Below are 18,904 nucleotides of genomic sequence, written 5' to 3'. Positions count from 1 at the left end.
CAAAATAGTCAAAATATCAATCGGAACCCTAAAGGGGGAGGAAATCATAAAACTGGGACGGGGCCAGATGGTTCTTCCCGGGCTGATAGACGTCCACACCCACCTCAGAGATTTTGGCGAGAAATCGAAGGAAAGCGTAAGAACCGGAACCATGGCAGCGGTTCACGGTGGGATAACGACCGTCTTTGACATGCCCAACACCAAGCCCCCGATCATTAATGCAGCCACGTTTCGCCGGAGAGAGAAGGCTTTCGTGGGAAAGGCATACTCCAACTACGCGCTGGGCTTTTTACTGGCGGGGAACTGCATGGAAGCTGAAGCTGCTAACGCCGACTTTTACAAGATTTTTATGGGGACCTCGACCGGGGGAATGTTCTCGGAGGACTTTGAGAGGGACTACTCCTGTGCGCCGGGCGTGGTAAGCGTTCACGCGGAGGATCAGGCAATAATAGTCGAAAGGCCTAAAAGGCCTCCAGAGGCGGAGATAATCGCAATTAAACGGGCACTTAACGCCGCCGAAAAATTCAAAAAACCCCTCAACATCTGCCACGTGTCTACAGCTGCCGGTACGGCTGAGATCCTGCGAGCAAAACTACCCCATGTGAACTTTGAAGTCACACCCCATCATCTCTTTTTGACTAGGAGGGACTACGAGAGGAACCCGCTCTTAAAGGTCTACCCCCCGCTGAGGGCCGAGAGTGACAGGGCCTTTCTATGGAAGAACTTTTCGAGGATTCCCCTGATTGCCAGCGACCATGCTCCCCACACACTTGGGGATAAGGAAGAGGGTGCGGCCGGGATTCCTGGCCTCGAGACCGAGGTGGCACTCCTTTTGGATGCGGTCAATAGAGGAGTGGTAGATGTTGAGGACATAGTCAGGAAAATGCACACGAATCCAGTTAAGATATTTGGAATAAGGAACAAGGGCATTGAAGTCGGCAAAGATGCAGACTTCACCGTGGTCGATCTTAGGAGGGAGTGGGTTGTTAAGCCGGAGGAGTTCTACAGCAAATCCAAATGGAGCCCGTGGGAAGGCAAAAAATTGAAGGGGAAAGTGATAATGACGGTTATCCGGGGTAACGTTGTTATGGAGGAAGATGAAACCACAGGAAAGCCGCAGGGGGCCAGGATCGATGTTGGAGACAACCGTTCTTAGGGAGGTATGGAAGGTCGCAAAGGACGTGAAGGCCTTTCGATTCGAAAGGAAGGTTGAGTTCAATGCGGGGCAGTTCATCATGCTGTGGCTTCCAGGCGTTGGAGAGAAGCCCTTCAGCCTGGCCGATGTTGATACCATCGTGGTCAAGCGCATCGGGCCGTTCACATCACGGCTGTTTGACCTGGAGCCGGGCAATAGGGTGTGGTTCCGTGGACCATACGGGGGAGGATTCAAGCCCCGTGGAAAAAAAGTGGCCCTAATAGCTGGAGGAATAGGAATCCCCCCACTGTACGCGTTGGCCAAGCAGACCCAGGGCAGGTTCGAGAAGACGACCCTCATATACGGCGCCCGTTCGGCGGACGAGCTCGCCCCGATGGACGTCGCGAACTACGTAGATGAGGTGGTGGTGACCACTGACGACGGTTCGGCCGGACGAAGAGGATTTCCAACGGACGTCCTCGCCGAGAGGCTGGACGAGTTCGACCAAGTCTACGCCTGCGGTCCGGAACCCATGCTCAAGACAGTGCTGAAGATCACAGGGTATCGGAACGTACAGGTCTCAGCGGAAAGATATATGAAGTGCGGAATCGGTGTCTGCGGCTCCTGCAACCTAGGAAAGTGGCTGGTGTGCAGGGATGGACCGGTTTTTGAGGGTCCCGCCTTAAGGGATGTCCTCTAACCAACCACTTTTTAAATCCTTCCCGACCACCACGTTTGGTGAGTACCGTGACCGTGAGAATGAGCTGGGAGGAGTTTGCGAGAAGTATGGGCGTGGAGCCTCAGATCCTTGAGAACCGGGAGGCAAGGCTACTCAAAGAGTTCATCATGGACATGAAGGAGCCATCCCACTGTCTGGGGTGTCAGGGAATTGAGTTAAGCAACCCAAACCCCGTCCACCATCCAAGTTATGAGTTAACGCCGGCGTGCAATCACGACTGCATCTTCTGCTACTCCAACGTCGCGGTTAGGCTCGGAAAGGCTCCCAAACCCGGATACTACGGCTGGGGGAACCCGAAGGCGATAACCGTCTCCCAGTATGGGGAGCCTCTCATAAGTCCACGCATAGTTGAGGTGAACAGGACGCTCCGTGAGAGGTTTCCAGAGGCGAGGCTCGACCTCCAGACCAACGGTTCTCTCCTAACCGAGGCGCTGTGGGAAAAACTCGACTTTGACTTGGTCATGATAAGTCTCGACGCATCAACGAGGGAGAAGCACCTCAGGATTACCAACGCGGACACCTTTGATGCCGTCATTAACGCCCTTAGAATAATCGGCTCAGATAAAAGCGTCCGCTCCGTCGTCAGGACGATATTCATGCCCGGAATAAACGACAACGAGATACCCAGGATAGCGGAGCTGGCTGCTTCCCTCGGAGTGGATGAGATGATGCTCCAGCCGCTGACGGTTCACGAACTCAACGTTGAGAGATTGAAGAAGGCAGGTCTTGACTTTGATAGGGCCCAAAGCGTTAGAGAACTGATAAAAACCGCTATAAGGGTGAAAAAATACATAGACGTCCGAATAAGCGGTTGTCAGCTGGTTGTATACAGGACGATGGACCCTCTGACGCTCTTTAGCGCGAGGCGCGTTGTAAGGGAGGTTGCACCCTCGGTTAAGAGGGAGAGAACGTGGCCCACATCTTAAAGAGGATAAAAGTCTTAAACATTCCCTCCGAGGTATTCCGGGAAAGGCGATGCTGGAGAGGCTCCTCTCGACAATCCTGTTAACGGTCTTCCTACTGATGAACCTTGCAACGCTCGTCATGAAACCTTTCGTGGGCGCTGGGACGAGGCTTTGGAAGCGGATTCTTGGCGTGGATATCCCAAAGGACGATGAGAGGAGCTACGGTTGGCTCCACACACTAACCTGGATCGCGGTGGGGGTATGGGCCGTCTGGAAGCTCAGAAGCGCCGGCGTGCTGGCGGAGTTCTTCGGCTTTTTATCATTCAGAAGCGGTGCCAATGTCACGCGCACCCTGGTTTACGGTCTTCACGACCAGGGAATCTTGAAGGAATACAGCGAGGGAGGTATTCTCTCCCTAATCGGGAACGTGATGAAGTTCTCCCTTCTGATGGAGACCGTGTTCATGGCCTCCATTGCCCTCGCCTACAAGACGCTCTCCATCACTGAGGGTCCAAGGATAGGTGCTGGAGGGTTTATCCTCTCCCTTTGGGTGGCAGGCTTGATCTTTGGGCTGGTCTTTGGATGGTTCACGACAAGGGGGCACCGGGGAGTGCTTCTTCAGAACGTGGCACCGGTGGTGCTTTTCTTCTCGGCACGGACTGGAAAAAACAGAACCGATAAGATCAAGGGAAAGGTAAGATCCAGCCGCCAAAGTCTTTCATCGCGTTTAAAACGTTTAAGATGAGGCAAATGGGCAAGTCAAAGCTCCAGCGGAAGTCTTACGTAGTCGAGGATGCTCCCACTGCTCCGCTTTATCTCGACGTGTTCAACCAGGCCCCTGAATTCACCGCCGGCCAAACCGTCCGCTATTATTGCGCTTCCCTGTGCGGCCTCCTTCGCCATGCCCCCAAGACCCCTCTGCATGACAGTGGGAAGACCAAAACGCTCCTCGAAGAGGTCTTTCACATCGTTCCTCAGGGCCTCTACACGCATCAGTCTGCCGGATAGTATTATCTCCTCAGCGTTGCCAAGAACCGCCAGCTCGCTTGCAACGGCCTTTAAGAAGCCGTCTTTCATTGCCTCCCAAGCCTTCGCGAAGGGTTCCTCGTCAAGCCTCTTAATGAACTCCTCAGGTGAAAGTATCTCGTCGGCCGCTATTACCGTCGCCCCGCCCCAGAAGAGGTGCCACTTCTTAACACCACCCATGAGGTACGCCACCTCTCCATCGAGGGCGCCGCTGTTCACGTAGGCTGGACCCGGAAAAATGGTTCCACCGATGCCATCAACGATTTTCCCACCCCCGACGGCACCTGCGTAGTTGTAACCGAAACCCACCTCAAGGAGGACGAATGAGACGTCACCGTAGTCAAGTCCGAGGCGCTTTGCCCGGTCATAAATACCGAGCACCGTTATCGCCATCTTGTCGGCCGTTCCCATGTCGATCCGGTTGTACTTCCTCCACTCCGGCACGGTCGGGAGATGGATAACACCTGGAATGAACCAGACGTTCATCCCCTTCTCAGCCATCTCGTTTACCATCTCCTGAAGGCCGGTTAGAACCGGAATCTCCTTGAGTTCATCCTCCCGAACAAGGGTCATCTCAAAGCGATCCCTCTCGGTTAGGTCGGTTATACGCTTAAGCGGGAGGCCGTAGCCTGATGGGCCTATTATGAAGTCCGCCTCAAAATCCTCTATCGCCTTCACTATTCTTCTAGGATCCTCAGCGACCACCTCACTTGGAAAGCTCAGATCAAGCCGTATCCTACCGTTCTCAAGTCCGATGATGTCAAAGCTCTTAGTACCTGGATCAACCCCCACGACTCTCATACGATCACCGGCCTATCTCCACAGGGGCACTTTTGAAATTTGCGGTTTGGGTTACCCTTTTAAGAGGAGCCACTCAACCGGCCTCATGCTGAAGTGCTCACTCTGCGTTCACGACGAAAGAACCGCAAAGATAGACATCATAAATGGGAAGCCGCTCTGCAGGGAATGTCAGATCTACCTAAGGCACCCCCCGAACATAGCGGACGTGCGGAAGGAGCTCGAAGAGATCATGGTGGGGGTCGATGAAGCCCTGGTGGCATACTCTGGGGGGAAGGATAGCGTCGTTGCCCTGTACCTTGCAAAAAAAGTTTATGAGGTTCGAGAGCTGGAGGCGGTGATGGTAGACCACGGGCTGATGGCTGAGGAGGCCATAGAGAACGCCCGAAAAATAGCCAGGCACCTGGATGTCCCGTTCACGCTCCTGAGGTATGATTACTCCGACATCTTCCGCGAGGCCCTCCTAAAAGGTCAGAGTCCCTGCCGGGCCTGCTCCAAAAGAACTATGGAGAGGTTAAGGAAGTACGCGGTTGGAAAAGGGTACCGTTACATAATCACGGGACACGAACTTCCCTTCGGCCACCATCCGTACAGGGAGATGAGAGGAGGTGTGGTCCAGATAAGACTCCTCTCAATGATGACGGAGGGAGAGCGCTTTGGGATACTAGAAAAATTACCCTTCGAATTCCCTGAGCTGCCAGGCTACACGACAAATTGTCTCATCCTCGGGCCCGCACTGGAGCGCTACTGGGAGAAGCACGGACACAGCTTTGAACAGCGAAGGATAGCGGCCCTCGTCAGGTACGGTCTCATGAGCAGAGATAAGGCGGAGAAGGAGCTGAGACACCCCTCCATCCACGAGGAACAGAGGAGAATCGTATTCAAGAGACTGGGATTGGAGGAACCATTCAAAGGGAGATGACTCACGGGGAGGTAGCCTCCTCAAGCTTACCCTTCAGAGCCTCCAGTGCCAGCCGAAGCACCTTCTCCGGCGCTACTTTGAACCCACCGCCACGGGCGAGGACCTCGCTGCCGCCACCTCCCCCACCCACCGTTGAGAGGACGTCCTTCAACAGTTCGCTCATAGAGACCCTCCCGGCCTCCCGATTTCTAGCGAAGATGACGTAGTTATTACCGGCTACTAAGGCAACGGTGTTCGGATTTCTGTCCACGAGGTAAACTGCAAACGCTTGGGCGTCCTTCAGCTGGGCCTCCTCCAGATGAACAATCACCCTCAGTCCCTTAACCTCCTCCGCCGTTTCCAGCAGTGCCTTTGCCTTCCACTCCAAAAGGGACCGTCTAAGGGAATCTTTTTGAGCCTTCAGAGCCTCCAACTCAGCTTTAAGCTCCCTCACTCGCTCTACGAGCGGACGGTTCTTGTTCGGCATCTCATCGAGGCTCAGCCAGTAGTCCGCCATAAGCCCGTCCAGGTACTTCAGCGCCCGGTTTCCACAGACGAACTCGATGCGCCAGAGCTTCCTGCTCTTCCGGTAGAAGTCGACGACCTTTATGATACCGACCTCACGGGTGCTCCTCACGTGCGTCCCGCCGCAGGGTATCACGTCAACCCCTGGAATGGAGACTATCCTTATCGGGGGCCTGACTTTATCGGAGAGCTCCTTCCTGAGCCTTTTTCTGAGCTCATAGGGGAGTTCCCCATAAACTTCCACCTCAACTGGAAGGTCACGCCACACGACCCCGTTGGCCACCCTCTCGATCTCCAGTACGGTATCCCAAGTGAGCTCGCCCGGGTAGTCTATCTCGATCTTGTTGTAAGTATCGAATATCTGAAAGCCGGTCGTATTGGCATCGAGCAGGTCCTTTATGACGGCAGAAAGGATGTGCTGACCGGTATGAGCCTTCATGTTCTCGTAACGCCGTTCCCAGTCGAGGATCAGCCTAACACCCTCACCAGGCTCCGGAACCCTGCCCTCAAGCCGTCCCTCGTGCCATACATCTTCCTTACCCTCGACATTTTCAATGGTTATCCTGAAGCCCTCGCCGGCTATCGTTCCCCGGTCAGAGGGCTGGCCACCACCATTAGGATAGAAAATCGTTCCCTCTAGGAGAACCCTTGCCCTTCCCTTCTCCAGCTCAACCTTCCTGATCACCGACTCCGCATCCCTGAGATAAGCGTCGGCATAGAACAGTTTCTCCGTCATGAAACCACCGGAAAGAAAAGGAAACGGGATAATAAAAGGGTTCCGTCAGGAGCCCTCGGCCTGGACCCTGGCCTCGATGAGGGCCTTGACCCTCTTCAGCCTAAAGAAGTTCTCGCGCTCTATCTCGTCCAGTCTCTGTTTTATGAACTTGACGGTGGCTTCCATGCGCGGGATTATAATGTATTCGAGCGCGTTGACGCGCCTCTTGGTGACCTCTATCTCCTTCGCGAGCCTCTTGAGGGTCTCCTCCACCTCAGCCAGGCGAACCACAAGGTCGAGAACTTCTTCAAACTTCTCCGATGCAACGTCAACCCTCGGCGATGTTGACACAAAGGGGTACCCACGTTCCGGGGTGCTCCTCCTGAAGGACTCGGACTCTATGAGGGGAACCGGAACCCCCATGACGTTCCGCCTTTTTATCTCGACCTCACGGTTGGGTTTGACCGAGAGGCTTATCTCACGGAGACGCAGCGTGCCAACGTCTATCTCCGCCATTTGAAGCACACCGTACGCCTCGGCCATCTTCTGACCGAGTTCATGCCGCAGACTCAGCGCCTCATCGTAGATGGTGAAGAACTCCATGATAAGGGCATCCTGTTTGTCCTTGAGGAGCTTGTGACCTTTCTTTGCCAGGGCTATACGTCGTTTGAGGTTGAGGAGCTCCATCCGTGTCGGCTTCACGTTGAGCAGTTCTGCCATCTTGACCACCTAAAAGGTTGATAGGGGCTCACTCGCCCCTCTTCCTGTACTTGGGGTGGTACTTGAGGATGTATTCCTTCCTGACACGCTTGAGCTCGCTCTCCGGAAGCTCGGCGAGAAGCTCCCATCCGAGGTCGAGGGTCTCGAAGATGCTCCTGTCTTCGTCGTAGCGCTGGGCAATGAACTCCCTCTCAAAGCGGTCGGCGAACTTTAGGTACTTCCTGTCGGTCTCGCTGAGTGCCTCCTCTCCGACGACCGCCACGAGATCCCTCAGGGAGCGTCCTTCTGCGTAAGCAGCGTAGAGCTGCTGGCTGAGCTGTGGATGTTCTTCCCTGGTCATCCCCTTCCCGATACCGTCCTTCATCAGACGACTGAGGCTCGGGAGGACGTCGATGGGTGGATAGATACCCTTCCTATGAAGCTCCCTGCTGAGGACTATCTGCCCCTCTGTGATGTAGCCAGTCAGGTCTGGAATCGGGTGGGTGATGTCGTCGTCCGGCATCGTCAGGATGGGCACCTGCGTGATGGAGCCCTTTCTGCCCCTGACACGGCCGGCACGCTCGTAGATGGTCGCCAAGTCGGTGTACATGTAACCCGGATAACCACGCCTTCCGGGGACCTCTTCCCTCGCCGCGGAAATCTCACGCAGAGCTTCCGCATAGTTGGTCATGTCGGTTAGTATAACCAGAACCTGCATGTCGTAGTCGTAGGCAAGGTACTCCGCAACGGTGAGTGCCATACGCGGGGTGATGATGCGCTCGATTGCCGGGTCATCGGCGAGGTTGAGGAAGAGGACGGCCCTCTCGATAGCACCAGTCTCCTCGAAGCTCTTCTTAAAGAAGTTGGCCTCCTCGTAGGTGATACCCATCGCGGCGAAGACCACCGCAAACTGCTCCTCCTCACCGAGGACCTTGGCCTGCCTGGCTATCTGGGCGGCGAGCATGTTGTGCGGAAGACCGGAACCGCTGAAGATGGGCAGCTTCTGACCGCGGATGAGGGTGTTCATACCGTCTATGGCCGAGACACCGGTCTGGATGAAGTCCCTCGGATAAGCCCGGGCAACAGGGTTGAGGGGTGCACCGTGGACGTCGCGCCTGTCCTCGGGTATGATCTCCGGCCCACCGTCGATCGGCTTTCCGATACCGTTGAAGACCCTGCCGAGCATATCCATCGAAACTGGAACCTTGAGGGTCTCACCGGTGAAGCGAACGCGCGTCGTTTTGACGTCAAGGTCGCGCGTTCCCTCAAAGACCTGGACGATTGCCATGTCCTGTCTGGCCTCAAGAACCTGACCCTTCCTCTTCGTTCCACTATCGGTCTCTATCTCTACAACCTCGCCGTAGGCGACGCCCTTGACGCCCTGAACGATCATGAGTGGCCCGTAAATCTTGCTAACGGTTGAGTACTCCATTCCCGGCATCGACATCACGCCCCGTACCTCTTAAACAGCTCCCCGAACTGAGCGTTTGTCTCATCGATGAGCACTTTGACCTTCTCAATCTCGGGCTCGTACTTCATACGGCCTATCCTCTCCCTGACCGGAAGCTTGGCTACCTCCTCCACCGGAACACCGCGGTCAACAGCCTCCATGGTCTTGTTGTAGAAGTTGAGGATTACGCGCATCATGGTGACCTGCTTCTTCGGCGGGCAGTAGGTGTCGACCTCGTCGAAGGCATCCTGCTGGAGGTAGTCTTCACGTATCATCCTCGTGACTATGAGCACCGCCTTCTCCCTATCCGGCAGTGCATCTGGACCGACTATCCTGACTATCTCCTGCAGCTCAGCCTCCTTCTGGAGGAGCGCCATAGCCCTGTCGCGCATCTTCCTCCAGTCGGGGTCAACGTTCCGCTCCCACCATCCCTGTATGGCATCCAGGTAGAGGGAATAGCTCCGCAGCCAGTTGATGGCCGGGAAGTGCCTCCTCCTCGCGAGGTCCGCGTCGAGGGCCCAGAAAACCTTGACGACACGGAGGGTGTTCTGGACGACCGGCTCGCTGAAGTCACCGCCCGGCGGCGAAACGGCACCTATGACAGAGACACTACCAATGCGCTCGTCGCTTCCGAGGGCTACAACCCTTCCAGCTCTCTCGTAGAACTCGGCAATCTTGCTCGCGAGATAAGCAGGGTACCCCTCCTCACCCGGCATCTCCTCGAGACGGCCTGAGATTTCACGCAGAGCTTCAGCCCATCTCGATGTGGAGTCTGCCATGAGAGCGACGTCGTAGCCCATGTCCCTGAAGTACTCGGCTATTGTAATTCCGGTGTAGATTGAGGCCTCCCTGGCCGCGACCGGCATGTTCGAGGTGTTGGCTATGAGAACGGTCCTCTCCATAAGCGGCTTTCCGGTCTTCGGGTCCTTGAGCTTCGGGAACTCCTCAAGGACGTCGGTCATCTCGTTCCCGCGCTCACCGCAGCCTATGTAGACGACGACCTGGGCATCACTCCATTTGGCAAGCTGGTGCTGGGTGACGGTCTTTCCTGAACCGAACGGACCGGGGATGGCGGCAGTTCCACCCTTCGCCTGGCTGAAGAAGGTGTCTATGGTCCTCTGTCCGGTGATGAGCGGAACCTCCGGCGGGAGTTTTGTCCTGTAGGGCCTCTTGAGGCGGACGGGCCACTTGTGGTACATCTTGAGTCCCTCAATGCCCCCGTCCGGCTTCTTGACCTTGACAATAACCTCCTCAATGGTGTAGTCGCCCTCCTCGATTACCTCCACTACCTCGCCCTCTACTCCCGGAGGAACGAGAACACGGTGCTCTATGATGTCCGTCTCGGGGACGACGCCGAGTACGTCTCCGCCAACAACTTTATCACCAACCTTGACCTTCGGGTTGAAGTGCCATTTCTTGTCCCTGGGCAGGGCCGGGGCGGTGAGACCCCTCGCTATGAAGTCGCCACTCAGCTCCCTGAGGACGTTGAGCGGTCTCTGGATTCCGTCGTACATGGCAGTGAGAAGGCCCGGACCAAGTTCAACGCTGAGTGAAGCACCGGTTCCCTCGACCGGCTCCCCGGGCCTTATGCCGGAGGTCTCCTCATAGACCTGGATGACGGCCCTGTCACCCTCAAGCCGGATTATTTCCCCTATGAGTCCCATTTCGCCGACGCGAACGAGCTCGTACATCTTGGAGCCCCTCATTTCATCCGCAACGACCAACGGACCAGTAACTCTAATTATCTTTCCCATTCTCCTTCACCTCTTCAGCTCAACACCGATTGCCCTTCTAACTATCTCCTTAATGCTTTCTTCCCCGTAGTTAGTACCGGACTTGTCCGGCACTTGAAGAATGATAGGGAACGTAACGTCCGGCAACTCAATCCTCTGAGCCAGCCCCTCCGTTATGAGTATGATTCCGATGTCCTCCCTTCCAACCAGCTCGTCAACCTTGTTCTTGAGCCGTTCGATCTCCAACGGAGTGGTATCGAAGGGATAAACCTCATGAGCCCCGGCCAGCTTAAAGCCCAGGGCAGTATCCCTGTCACCAAGCACCGCGATCTTCATGCGACACCACCCACGATTCCCTTTATTCTCTCAGCAGGCATTCCATCGGCGATCAGCTTTGCAATAGCCCTGAGCTTTCTGATCTCGCGCTCCTTCCGCACTATGTAGTTGAGGGGAGTGGCAACGCTTAGGGGATAGAACCGTGTGAGTTCGTTCATGCGGGTTACGATGTGGCCCTCAAGGGTTCTCTCCAGCAAACTGAGATCCTTCTCGACTTCTTCCCTGACGTCACGTATTACCTGACCGTACTTCGTCCCGTCCAGCTCAGCAAGGGCCATGCTCAGGTCGTCGACGTGGAGCATTGAATCAAGCTTCAAGCTCCCGCAGTTTATGAGGAGGGGCCTTATTTCCTCGGCAGACATACGGGCCGCTTTTGCCCTCAGGAGGGTCAGGATGTTGAGTTTGTCTATCTTGAGCCTCACGAACTCCTCAAGGATCACCCTCTCCTCCCCTTTTCTTGAGAGGGCGTAGTCCAAGAGCTTCGAGTAGTGCATTCTGTACAGCTCCGTTTCAAATTCCTGGAGGCTGATCTCCCCAAGTAGCAACTTCTGGTAAGGTTCCTCGTATGGGGAACCCTCCAAGATGACCAGCATCTCCTCCATGCTCTTGGCCTCGACCATCGCCTTCACCTTGGGAACCATGCCTCCAAGCTCTATGACGTAGTCACCTGCGGGTTCTCCGAGGCTCTTGGCCTTAACAACGCTGGCAATGTTCCTGACGTCCCACTCCTCCAAGAGGAGCCTGAAGAAGGGGCCAGCCCTCTTTGGCAGGATGTCGAACATCATCCCGTAGGTCCCGGCCAAGGCCCTTTCAAGTCCCCTCTCAACCTCTTCAAGGCTGTATTCGGAGACGTCGGTAAAGTACTCCCTGTAGTCGGTGTCCTCAAGACTGACGATGAAGTTGTTCAGGGTCCGGCTCTCCGCGAGTTCGTTGAACCTCTGCTCGGTGAGGAGTTTGGCCTCCATCGCGTTTATCCTCGCGTTGGGGTAGGAGTATGGGGTGTACTTGTATATGTAGGAGCCCGTTTTGTACGCTACCCAGGTAAACACGAGCGCAAGTGTCGTGTCAAGGATTCCGGTTATCGTCCCTGCTTCCATCACCCTCACCCGAATAGAGCCTTGGCGATACGGGCCCTGAGATCACTTTCAAACCTTTCCATCCTCGCCTCGAAAGTGTTATCCACCCTAACGCTGCGGTCCTCGCTCTCAACCAGCACACCACCAATGGTGCTGATAGGCTCACCGATGTCCATTTTCACATTCCTGCCGACTTTATCAGCTACCGCGCTTTCGAATTCGTCCCTTCTGGCTTTAAGGAGCTTAAGGGTCCTTTCGTTGGAGAGGATGCGGGCCTTTGGCATTCCAAGTTCGTTAACCGCTTCAGAGGTTAGGTCAACGAGCATTGGAAAGTACTCCTCGTCCGGAAGTTGGGAAAGCCTATCGTGGAGCGCTGTGATAACCTTCTGGATGAGTTCCTCCTGAAGGGCAAGACGCCTTTTCCGGACCTCCAGCTTGGCGCCGGCTATTATACGCTGTTTCTCTATCTCGGCACCTGTCTGGGCCTTTCTGAGTATCCACTCGGCCCTGACCTCGGCCCTTTTCTTTGCCTCCTCCAGGATCTTATTGGCTTCTTCCTGGGCCTCACTGAGTAGGTACTGGATTTTCTGCTCCGCTTCCCTGTTTATCTCCTGGATTATACGCTCTGCCCCTTCCATTTACATTCCCCCTTCAAGACAAAGAAAGTTGGAGGGCTCAGAGGCCAACTCCAGTGGCTATCATTATCAGTGCACCGACGAGACCGAAGATGGCCATGGTCTCAGCCATTGCCGCGAAGATGATGCCCTGGGTGAAGGTCTTCGGGTTCTTGGCGACGGCACCGATACCGGCGCTGGCTATGACACCCTGCGGGATGGCCGAAAGGCCGGTGAGACCAACGGTGAGACCGGCACCGAGGAGGATTGCACTCTTGACGATGTTGTCAGGGGTGCTGGCGGTGAACTTGAAGCCGCCGCCGATAATACCGGCACTCAGGAGTATCAGGAACAGCGTAATCAGCCCGTAGATGCTCTGGGTCATTGGCAGACCCTCGAGGATAAGGGCATTTTTGAAGTTCTTCTCGTCCTCTGCGACTACTCCGGCTGCAGCTGCACCTGCAACACCAACACCGAATGCCGAAGCTGCTCCGGCAAGTCCGGCCGCAAGGGCCGCTCCAAGGGATACGTAAACTATCGGATCCATCTTTCAAACACCTCCTTAAGCTTCAACCTCAACTTCCAGTTTTGAAACCTCCCTCTTCGCCCTGAAGGGCTCAAAGGGTTTGCCTTCTCCGGAGTAGAACGTTCCGAAGAACTCAACGTACTGCAAACGGAGAGAGTGAACGAAAGCTCCAAGGGCGTTTATGGCGGTCGAAAACAGCTGGCCTCCAATGAACACTATGAGGCCAAGCACAATGCCTAGGGGAACCGCGCTTATTTTTATGCCCCAGACCATAGCCACCAAGACGTTGACGACCATAGCTATACCGCTCGTCGCAAGGGCCAAGGCCATGAGCCTAGCGTAGCTGAGCCACGTTCCAACGAAGCCAAAGAAGTCGGAGATTATCATCAGCCCAGCCAGTCCACCGTTCGCGACTATTTCGCCCACCGCAAAGAGGATGAGACCAAGCCCAAACAGCCCCTTCGCCGGCATTGCAAGTACCGGGTTCTTGGTGGCGAAGAGCACTATGCTGAGGATTATGATCATCCAGGGAAGCTGCTCGAGTATGGCGCCCATCTTGTCCTTGTTCTTCCAGCGAACGATGAAACCAAGGGTGTAACCTGTGAATAGGTGAGCGAGACCTATGGCCAGCGCTAGGATCAGGACGAACATCGGGTCCCGGAGGGCATCCGCTATACGCGGGAAGTGGGCGCTGGGGTTTCCCGTGATGTACTGGAGGACCACGTCTCCAGCGTTGCCGAAGTAGCTGCCGAATAGGGCGCCCATGCCCATCGTGAAGAGGGAGCTGATGAGCAGGGTGTACGCGAACTTGTACGTGCCGTCGTTGAACCTACGGTGCCCCTTAACGAGCAGGGCCGCTACCACGCCCACTATGAGACCGTAGAAGAAATCGGTGAGCATGAAGCCGAAGAAGAACGAATAGGTAAATGCTATTATGGGGGTGGGATCGAACTCGTTGTATTTTGGAACGCCGTACATCTCCGTGAGCATCTCAAACGGCCTGGCCCACTTCGGGTTCTTGAGTTTTATCGGGATCTCGTCCAGCTCCTCCTCGGAGGGATCCTTAACATGGATGTAGACCTTCCCCTCGGTGACGCGTCTGATGCCCTCAATTATAGAGTTCACCCTATTCCTTGGGGCCCAGCCCGTCATTGCAAACGTCATGTTGGTCCTGGCGAGCATCGGAAGAACCGAGGCCTTGTCCCTCTCGTTCTCCATAAGTTCCTGGTAGAACCTAACGTCTTCGTAGTACCGCTTCGCGAGCATCTCGGCATCCTTCCTGGCGGCCTCAAGTTCTCTCTCCTTGGACTCCAGTTTTTCCTCATAGACCTTTAGAAGCTCCTTCGGTGTCCCATTCCCTTCGGGAACCTCTATCCTCTCAAGGGAGTGCTTGGCCAGGACGGGGTTGGCCTTTTCGTAGTCCTCCTTCAAGAAGAGGAAAACCACCATAACCTTGTCCTTGAACTCCTTGGAGACCACCGTAAAGCGGCCCTCAGTTGCCCCCTTGACGTCATCAACGAGGGCCCTGAACCTGTTCTTATCCACAGTTCCAACAACTATTTCGAGCATATCAGTTGAGCGGAGGTATGACACGTCAAGGTCGAGCCACGAGAGAAGTTCAAGTACGGCCATGTCTCCCTTTATGCGCTCTATCTCAGTCTGGGTGGAGGTTATCTTCCCCTCAACCGCCTTGATCTCTGGCTCAACGATACTCAGGAACGCCTCAACGTCCTTTATAAGCTTCTCAATACCCTCGTATCTGTAGGTTTTCCTTACGGGCTCTGGGGGAAATATGAAACTCTTAATTCCTCCACCGGCACTTTTCTTGTAGGCTTTAAGAAAATCAGCCAGCCGGGATATCGTGATACTGTACGAGGCGGCCTTCCTATGGAACTCGTTGGGCGAATCATTTTGGGCGATGTCCACGTTCACTTCACGGATCTCGACCACACCCTCCTCATGAAGGTAGGTCAGCAGGGTGTCCTTGTAGCGGTTGAGCGTTATTATCTCGAGTTTAAGCATCTCCTCCGGCCTGAACATGTCAGCCCCCTCTTATGAGCTCTACTCCCTCATATACAGCGGCCTCAAAGTTGGCCATCGCCTTCGACCTGAGTTTTTCAAGCTCCTCCTCCCCCCCTGTGATGATCTTTTTAGCCTCATCCTCCCCCTCATGTCGGGCCGTTTCAATAATGGACCTGGCCTTCTCATCCGCTTCTTTAAGGATGTTCTCTTCAATCAGCTTGGCCTCTTCTCTCGCCTTGAGAACTATCTCCCTAGCGTCCTCCTTGGCGCGTTCAATACGTTCCTCTGCTTTTTTCTCGGCCTCAACAATCTGTTTGATGACGTCCTCCATGATCAGCCCCCCAATGAAATTGAAAACAGGCACCCTTAAGCCACTTTTGGCTTCCCTAACCGGTTTAAATAGTTTATGGTAAACCCCCCAACCAGGGCATGGAATGGTTCCGAGCAGGGGTAGATAAACAAAAAGAGGATATGGGTCTAGGTCTTTTCGTTTTCAGACTTTCTCTTTTCAAAAAGGCCCTTAACATCGTCCAGAACGTTGTTCTTTGCAAAGATTATTATCTGCCCCCTCTCTGGGAGCTTCGTGTCACCGGATGGGATTATCAGGTTCCCCCTCTCATCGTAGGCCGCGACTATCAATGCGTCCCTTGGAAGTTTCAGGTCCTTCACAAGCTTGCCCGCCACCTCGTTGTCCCCCGTTAGGTGGAAGCGCACTATCTCCGCCCCTTCCCCAGGGAACAGAACCCTATCAAAGCCGGGGGTGACGATGTTTCTGCTGATGTACTCAGCCGCTATCTCCTCGGGACTTATGACGAAGTCAAAGTACTTCTTCAGGTCGCCGACCTCCTCGAATATGCGCTTGTTCTTCGGGTTTCCGAGTCTGAGGGACGTTCTGACGTTGGGGTTCAGATGCTTGGCAAGAATGCAGGCGAGCAGGTTAGCGTCATCCTTACCAGTCAAGGCCGCAAAAGCGTCCGCCTGCTTTATGTTGGCCTCCTCCAGGGTCTTCGGGTCGGTTGCGTCGCCCTCTATGACCAGACCGTTGACAAGGAGGGAGAGCTCCTTGGCCCTCTCCTTGTCCATCTCAACTATGGTGACGTCGTGGCCGTCCTGCTCCAGCATCTTGGCCACGAGGTAGCCGACCCTACCGGCGCCCATTATCACGACGAACATCAGTCCTCACCGAGCAGGTATTTGGCTATCTCGGCGTACGCGGGTCTCGTTATGAGAACCCCGATGAGCACCCCAAGTATCGTGGTGAAGGCAAAGCCCTTAAGCGTTCCCACGAAGTAGAACAGCAGGAACGCCATAGCCACTATGGTGGTCGTTGCGGAGGCCAGGATGATGAAGAACGCACGTCCCATCCTCTTCAGGAGACTCGACCTTCTGCTGATCCTGCTCTGGCCCATCCCACCAAGGAGCTCGTCCGTTATAACGACCTGCTGGTCAACGCCCGTACCTATGGCCGCGATGATACCTGCTATACTCGGAAGGTCAAGGTTCCATTTGATGAGCGCTGCGACACCGAGTATTATCGTGACCTCAAAGAGGCTTGTGGATGCTATTGGAATGGCTATCTTCCATCTCCTGTAGTGGAGGTAGACCACCAAAAGGACGGCTATCAGGGCGCCCAATCCGGCATAGGCGGCCTGCTTCTTGAAGTTCTCCCCCAACCTGGGTGATATGAACTCGGTTCCTATAACGTTGAGCTTAACCGGTAGCGAACCGCTCTTAAGGACGGTGTAGACGGTGTTGGCCTCCTGCTCAGCGGCCACCCTGTTCGCGGCGGTTCCCGTGATCTGAACGTCCTGGTGAGGAATCCCCTGGGCGAGATCGGGATCCACCGCGTAAGGGCCGTAGAGTCCCAGGGTGCGGATGATGAGCTGATTGTCGGTCTCTCCGACACCGCGCTCAATGTACCTGGTCGTTATGTTCATGGCCTTCAGGGGTTTCACCAAGTTCTCGCCGACGCCGACGAGAACAACCTTATCCTTGCCCTTGGCGAGCTTGGCTATCTCCGCAGCAGTCTGGTTTGCGTAGGCAATGGTTGTGGTGTTGAACGCAGAGGAGATCCTCTGAAGGAGGGTGGGTGCCTGAGGCGCCTGGGAGTTGAAGGTCGAGCTGTTCATGAGTTTGTACACGCTCTGGGGAACCACGAGGAGCGCGTTGACCGGGGGATCGAGGTACATGTCCACCGGCCAGTTGGGCTTGCCCTTGGCGAGCTTTGCAAACTTGCTGGCGGCGCTCTTTGATATCCTAAACGGTACGTTCCAGCGGACGCCGTTTCCAGCCGGTTCCAGCTTGTAATACCCAACGTACTCGACGTCCTTACCCGTTCCAAAGACGGTCCCATCAAACTCCATGTAGAAGACACCCTGGCTCTGTATAACGTCCTTGAGGGCCTTCACCTCAGCCTCACTGGAGACGTTGGCGACCTTCACCAGCACTATCTGATAGCTGCCGCCTCCACCGCCCTGGGCTTCCACGCTGATGTCGCGCAGTCCAAAGGTGTTGAGTCTGTTCTGCAGTGAGTGAACAACGGTGTCCATGGTGCCCTTGTCAACGGGATGCTCGGTCTGGGCCACTATGGCAACGCCACCGCTTATGTCTATACCGTAAGTGAGGGGCCTAACCGCAAGGGTGGCTATCGCCCCCACGAGCACGATGATAAGCAGGAGTATCCTCCAGTTGTGAAGAAGCTTCTTGGTTCTGCGTTTCATGCCCTACCACCTCCGGTGTTTCTGGCCAGGTACCACTGGAGAACGCCCGCGTTGAAGATCCACGTGTTCATGAAGTCCGCGAGGAGACCGAAGATGAGAACCACCGCTATGTTGTCGATGACCTCCGATGTCGAGACAAGTCGCAGGACTATCAGGGCCACCAGGGTTGTGGTGCTCATGGTGAAGCCGGTTGAAACCGCCGAAAGGTACGCGCTCTCCACGTCCGTTTCCTTCCTGCGGAGAACCCTCGTTGTGAGGAGGATGTTGCTGTCAACAGTATAACCTATGAGCATCAGAAGGGCCGCTATGGTTGCGGTTGTGAGCTGTATTCCGAACAGCCCCATCGTGGCGACCGCTATGACCATATCTGAGAAGGCCGAGAATACTATTGCCGTTGATGAGACCGGGTTCCGGAAGAACAGGAAAACCACCGCAGCCATTCCTATAAACGCCAGAACTATGGCCTTGATGCCCTGCTTCTGCGCAAGTTTACCAAAGGTTGCCGAGACATCGCTGTGCTGGTACTGGGCGTTTGGGTACCTCTTTTCCAGTGCGCTGATGATCACCCCCGGGTCGGTGCCGGCCGGGGCGTACACCCTTACACCGCTGCCTCCAAGTCCCGTGAAGCTTTCAACGTTCACGTTTACACCGGTCTGGTCGTGGATGTACTTGGCCAGATTGTCGGGGTTTGCGGTTATCCCCGTTGCGGTTACCACAACTCCACCCTTAAGGTCTATTCCAAGGGTTGGGAAGTGAACCGCCAGGATAAGGACGGCAATAACAAAAACTGCCAGTGGATAAAGTATCATTTTTTTATACCCCATCTTAGAGAGGAACCTGAGCTTCTCCCGCTTCTTCAGTCGAACAGCCTCACCCGCGGAGGGCTGAGGCGCCTTTTTGGTTTTAGACTTCGCCATTCTTTCACCCCTTCCGAGACTTTTTGCAAAACTTGTCGTTAGTATGACCCATGAGTTTTAAGATTAA

19 protein-coding genes are annotated in these 18,904 nt (G+C 55.1%); 5 read left to right on the top strand and 14 right to left on the bottom strand.

Annotation, left to right across the window (positions count from 1 at the left end):
* The 4 genes from MVK60_RS01445 to MVK60_RS01430 form a co-directional block, all read left to right on the top strand.
* The coding region (locus MVK60_RS01445; protein WP_297435712.1) for a dihydroorotase at nt 1-1,156 on the top strand (1,156 nt) is incomplete at its 5' end.
* Nucleotides 1,134-1,835 (top strand): dihydroorotate dehydrogenase electron transfer subunit, encoded by a 702-nt coding sequence (locus MVK60_RS01440; RefSeq protein WP_297435710.1) that lies wholly within the window; start codon nt 1,134-1,136, stop codon nt 1,833-1,835. The genes MVK60_RS01445 and MVK60_RS01440, both read left to right, overlap by 23 nt.
* A gap of 47 nt (nt 1,836-1,882) precedes the next feature.
* The gene (locus MVK60_RS01435; RefSeq protein ID WP_297435724.1) at nt 1,883-2,800 is read left to right on the top strand and encodes a radical SAM protein; all 918 of its coding nucleotides are present in this window, start codon (nt 1,883-1,885) and stop codon (nt 2,798-2,800) included.
* A gap of 49 nt (nt 2,801-2,849) precedes the next feature.
* Nucleotides 2,850-3,524, top strand: coding sequence for a hypothetical protein (locus MVK60_RS01430; RefSeq protein WP_297435708.1), 675 nt, complete (start codon nt 2,850-2,852; stop codon nt 3,522-3,524).
* 14 nt (nt 3,525-3,538) lie between these two features.
* Here MVK60_RS01430 and MVK60_RS01425 read toward each other — a convergent pair whose 3' ends face one another.
* On the bottom strand, nt 3,539-4,606 hold the full coding sequence (locus MVK60_RS01425) for a DUF1464 family protein (protein WP_297435706.1): 1,068 nt from the start codon (nt 4,604-4,606) through the stop codon (nt 3,539-3,541).
* Between the two features lie 85 nt (nt 4,607-4,691).
* Here MVK60_RS01425 and MVK60_RS01420 point away from each other — a divergent pair, with 85 nt between their 5' ends.
* Complete coding sequence (locus tag MVK60_RS01420; RefSeq protein WP_297435704.1) at nt 4,692-5,525, top strand: 7-cyano-7-deazaguanine synthase; 834 nt, start codon at nt 4,692-4,694, stop codon at nt 5,523-5,525.
* Between the two features lies 1 nt (nt 5,526).
* On the opposite strand, the gene MVK60_RS01415 is transcribed toward MVK60_RS01420, so the two are convergent.
* From MVK60_RS01415 to MVK60_RS01355, 13 genes are all read right to left on the bottom strand, one after another.
* Nucleotides 5,527-6,765: a DHHA1 domain-containing protein gene (locus MVK60_RS01415; RefSeq protein ID WP_297435702.1), complete on the bottom strand. Its 1,239-nt coding sequence runs from the start codon at nt 6,763-6,765 to the stop codon at nt 5,527-5,529.
* A 45-nt stretch (nt 6,766-6,810) separates the two neighbouring features.
* Entirely contained in the window at nt 6,811-7,464 is a 654-nt protein-coding gene (locus tag MVK60_RS01410; RefSeq protein ID WP_297435700.1) for a V-type ATP synthase subunit D, read from the bottom strand.
* Nucleotides 7,465-7,492: 28 nt separating this feature from the next.
* On the bottom strand, nt 7,493-8,884 hold the full coding sequence (locus MVK60_RS01405; RefSeq protein ID WP_297435698.1) for an ATP synthase subunit B: 1,392 nt from the start codon (nt 8,882-8,884) through the stop codon (nt 7,493-7,495).
* Between the two features lie 5 nt (nt 8,885-8,889).
* Complete coding sequence (locus MVK60_RS01400) at nt 8,890-10,647, bottom strand: ATP synthase subunit A (RefSeq protein WP_297435696.1); 1,758 nt, start codon at nt 10,645-10,647, stop codon at nt 8,890-8,892.
* 6 nt (nt 10,648-10,653) lie between these two features.
* Nucleotides 10,654-10,962 (bottom strand): V-type ATP synthase subunit F, encoded by a 309-nt coding sequence (locus MVK60_RS01395; RefSeq protein ID WP_297435694.1) that lies wholly within the window; start codon nt 10,960-10,962, stop codon nt 10,654-10,656.
* Nucleotides 10,959-12,059: a V-type ATP synthase subunit C gene (locus tag MVK60_RS01390; protein ID WP_297435692.1), complete on the bottom strand. Its 1,101-nt coding sequence runs from the start codon at nt 12,057-12,059 to the stop codon at nt 10,959-10,961. Before MVK60_RS01390 ends, MVK60_RS01395 begins: the two co-directional genes overlap by 4 nt.
* Nucleotides 12,060-12,064: 5 nt before the next feature.
* Nucleotides 12,065-12,676, bottom strand: coding sequence for a V-type ATP synthase subunit E (locus tag MVK60_RS01385; RefSeq protein ID WP_297435690.1), 612 nt, complete (start codon nt 12,674-12,676; stop codon nt 12,065-12,067).
* A gap of 37 nt (nt 12,677-12,713) precedes the next feature.
* Nucleotides 12,714-13,199: a V-type ATP synthase subunit K gene (locus MVK60_RS01380; RefSeq protein WP_297071077.1), complete on the bottom strand. Its 486-nt coding sequence runs from the start codon at nt 13,197-13,199 to the stop codon at nt 12,714-12,716.
* A gap of 15 nt (nt 13,200-13,214) precedes the next feature.
* Nucleotides 13,215-15,218 carry a V-type ATP synthase subunit I gene (locus MVK60_RS01375; protein WP_297435688.1) on the bottom strand — a complete coding sequence of 668 codons (2,004 nt, stop codon included), beginning with the start codon at nt 15,216-15,218 and terminating at the stop codon, nt 13,215-13,217.
* A 1-nt stretch (nt 15,219) separates the two neighbouring features.
* Nucleotides 15,220-15,531: a V-type ATP synthase subunit H gene (locus MVK60_RS01370; RefSeq protein ID WP_297435686.1), complete on the bottom strand. Its 312-nt coding sequence runs from the start codon at nt 15,529-15,531 to the stop codon at nt 15,220-15,222.
* A 146-nt stretch (nt 15,532-15,677) separates the two neighbouring features.
* Nucleotides 15,678-16,373: a TrkA family potassium uptake protein gene (locus tag MVK60_RS01365; RefSeq protein WP_297435685.1), complete on the bottom strand. Its 696-nt coding sequence runs from the start codon at nt 16,371-16,373 to the stop codon at nt 15,678-15,680.
* Nucleotides 16,373-17,920: a preprotein translocase subunit SecD gene (locus tag MVK60_RS01360; protein WP_297435683.1), complete on the bottom strand. Its 1,548-nt coding sequence runs from the start codon at nt 17,918-17,920 to the stop codon at nt 16,373-16,375. The genes MVK60_RS01365 and MVK60_RS01360 overlap by 1 nt, the downstream gene beginning before the upstream one ends.
* A complete protein-coding gene (locus MVK60_RS01355) occupies nt 17,917-18,837 on the bottom strand; it encodes a protein translocase subunit SecF (RefSeq protein WP_297435681.1) in 921 nt (306 codons plus the stop codon). The genes MVK60_RS01360 and MVK60_RS01355 overlap by 4 nt, the downstream gene beginning before the upstream one ends.
* Nucleotides 18,838-18,904: the final 67 nt, after the last annotated feature.

This window comes from Thermococcus sp., from assembly GCF_026988555.1.
In the GTDB taxonomy this organism is placed as follows: domain Archaea; phylum Methanobacteriota_B; class Thermococci; order Thermococcales; family Thermococcaceae; genus Thermococcus.
The sequence above is the reverse complement of the archived record's forward strand: the minus strand, read 5'-3'. Positions and strand labels throughout refer to the sequence as shown.

Excerpts from the sequence above, each read along its gene's own strand:
- MVK60_RS01415 (WP_297435702.1), bottom strand. The coding sequence starts at position 6,765 with ATGACGGAGAAACTGTTCTATGCCGACGCTTATCTCAGGGATGCGGAG.
- MVK60_RS01425 (WP_297435706.1), bottom strand. The coding sequence starts at position 4,606 with ATGAGAGTCGTGGGGGTTGATCCAGGTACTAAGAGCTTTGACATCATC.
- MVK60_RS01390 (WP_297435692.1), bottom strand. The coding sequence starts at position 12,059 with ATGGAAGCAGGGACGATAACCGGAATCCTTGACACGACACTTGCGCTC.
- MVK60_RS01400 (WP_297435696.1), bottom strand. The coding sequence starts at position 10,647 with ATGGGAAAGATAATTAGAGTTACTGGTCCGTTGGTCGTTGCGGATGAA.
- MVK60_RS01430 (WP_297435708.1), top strand. The coding sequence starts at position 2,850 with ATGCTGGAGAGGCTCCTCTCGACAATCCTGTTAACGGTCTTCCTACTG.
- MVK60_RS01380 (WP_297071077.1), bottom strand. The coding sequence starts at position 13,199 with ATGGATCCGATAGTTTACGTATCCCTTGGAGCGGCCCTTGCGGCCGGA.
- MVK60_RS01405 (WP_297435698.1), bottom strand. The coding sequence starts at position 8,884 with ATGCCGGGAATGGAGTACTCAACCGTTAGCAAGATTTACGGGCCACTC.
- MVK60_RS01375 (WP_297435688.1), bottom strand. The coding sequence starts at position 15,218 with ATGTTCAGGCCGGAGGAGATGCTTAAACTCGAGATAATAACGCTCAAC.
- MVK60_RS01410 (WP_297435700.1), bottom strand. The coding sequence starts at position 7,464 with ATGGCAGAACTGCTCAACGTGAAGCCGACACGGATGGAGCTCCTCAAC.
- MVK60_RS01360 (WP_297435683.1), bottom strand. The coding sequence starts at position 17,920 with ATGAAACGCAGAACCAAGAAGCTTCTTCACAACTGGAGGATACTCCTG.
- MVK60_RS01395 (WP_297435694.1), bottom strand. The coding sequence starts at position 10,962 with ATGAAGATCGCGGTGCTTGGTGACAGGGATACTGCCCTGGGCTTTAAG.
- MVK60_RS01440 (WP_297435710.1), top strand. The coding sequence starts at position 1,134 with ATGTTGGAGACAACCGTTCTTAGGGAGGTATGGAAGGTCGCAAAGGAC.
- MVK60_RS01355 (WP_297435681.1), bottom strand. The coding sequence starts at position 18,837 with ATGGCGAAGTCTAAAACCAAAAAGGCGCCTCAGCCCTCCGCGGGTGAG.
- MVK60_RS01385 (WP_297435690.1), bottom strand. The coding sequence starts at position 12,676 with ATGGAAGGGGCAGAGCGTATAATCCAGGAGATAAACAGGGAAGCGGAG.
- MVK60_RS01370 (WP_297435686.1), bottom strand. The coding sequence starts at position 15,531 with ATGGAGGACGTCATCAAACAGATTGTTGAGGCCGAGAAAAAAGCAGAG.
- MVK60_RS01420 (WP_297435704.1), top strand. The coding sequence starts at position 4,692 with ATGCTGAAGTGCTCACTCTGCGTTCACGACGAAAGAACCGCAAAGATA.
- MVK60_RS01365 (WP_297435685.1), bottom strand. The coding sequence starts at position 16,373 with ATGTTCGTCGTGATAATGGGCGCCGGTAGGGTCGGCTACCTCGTGGCC.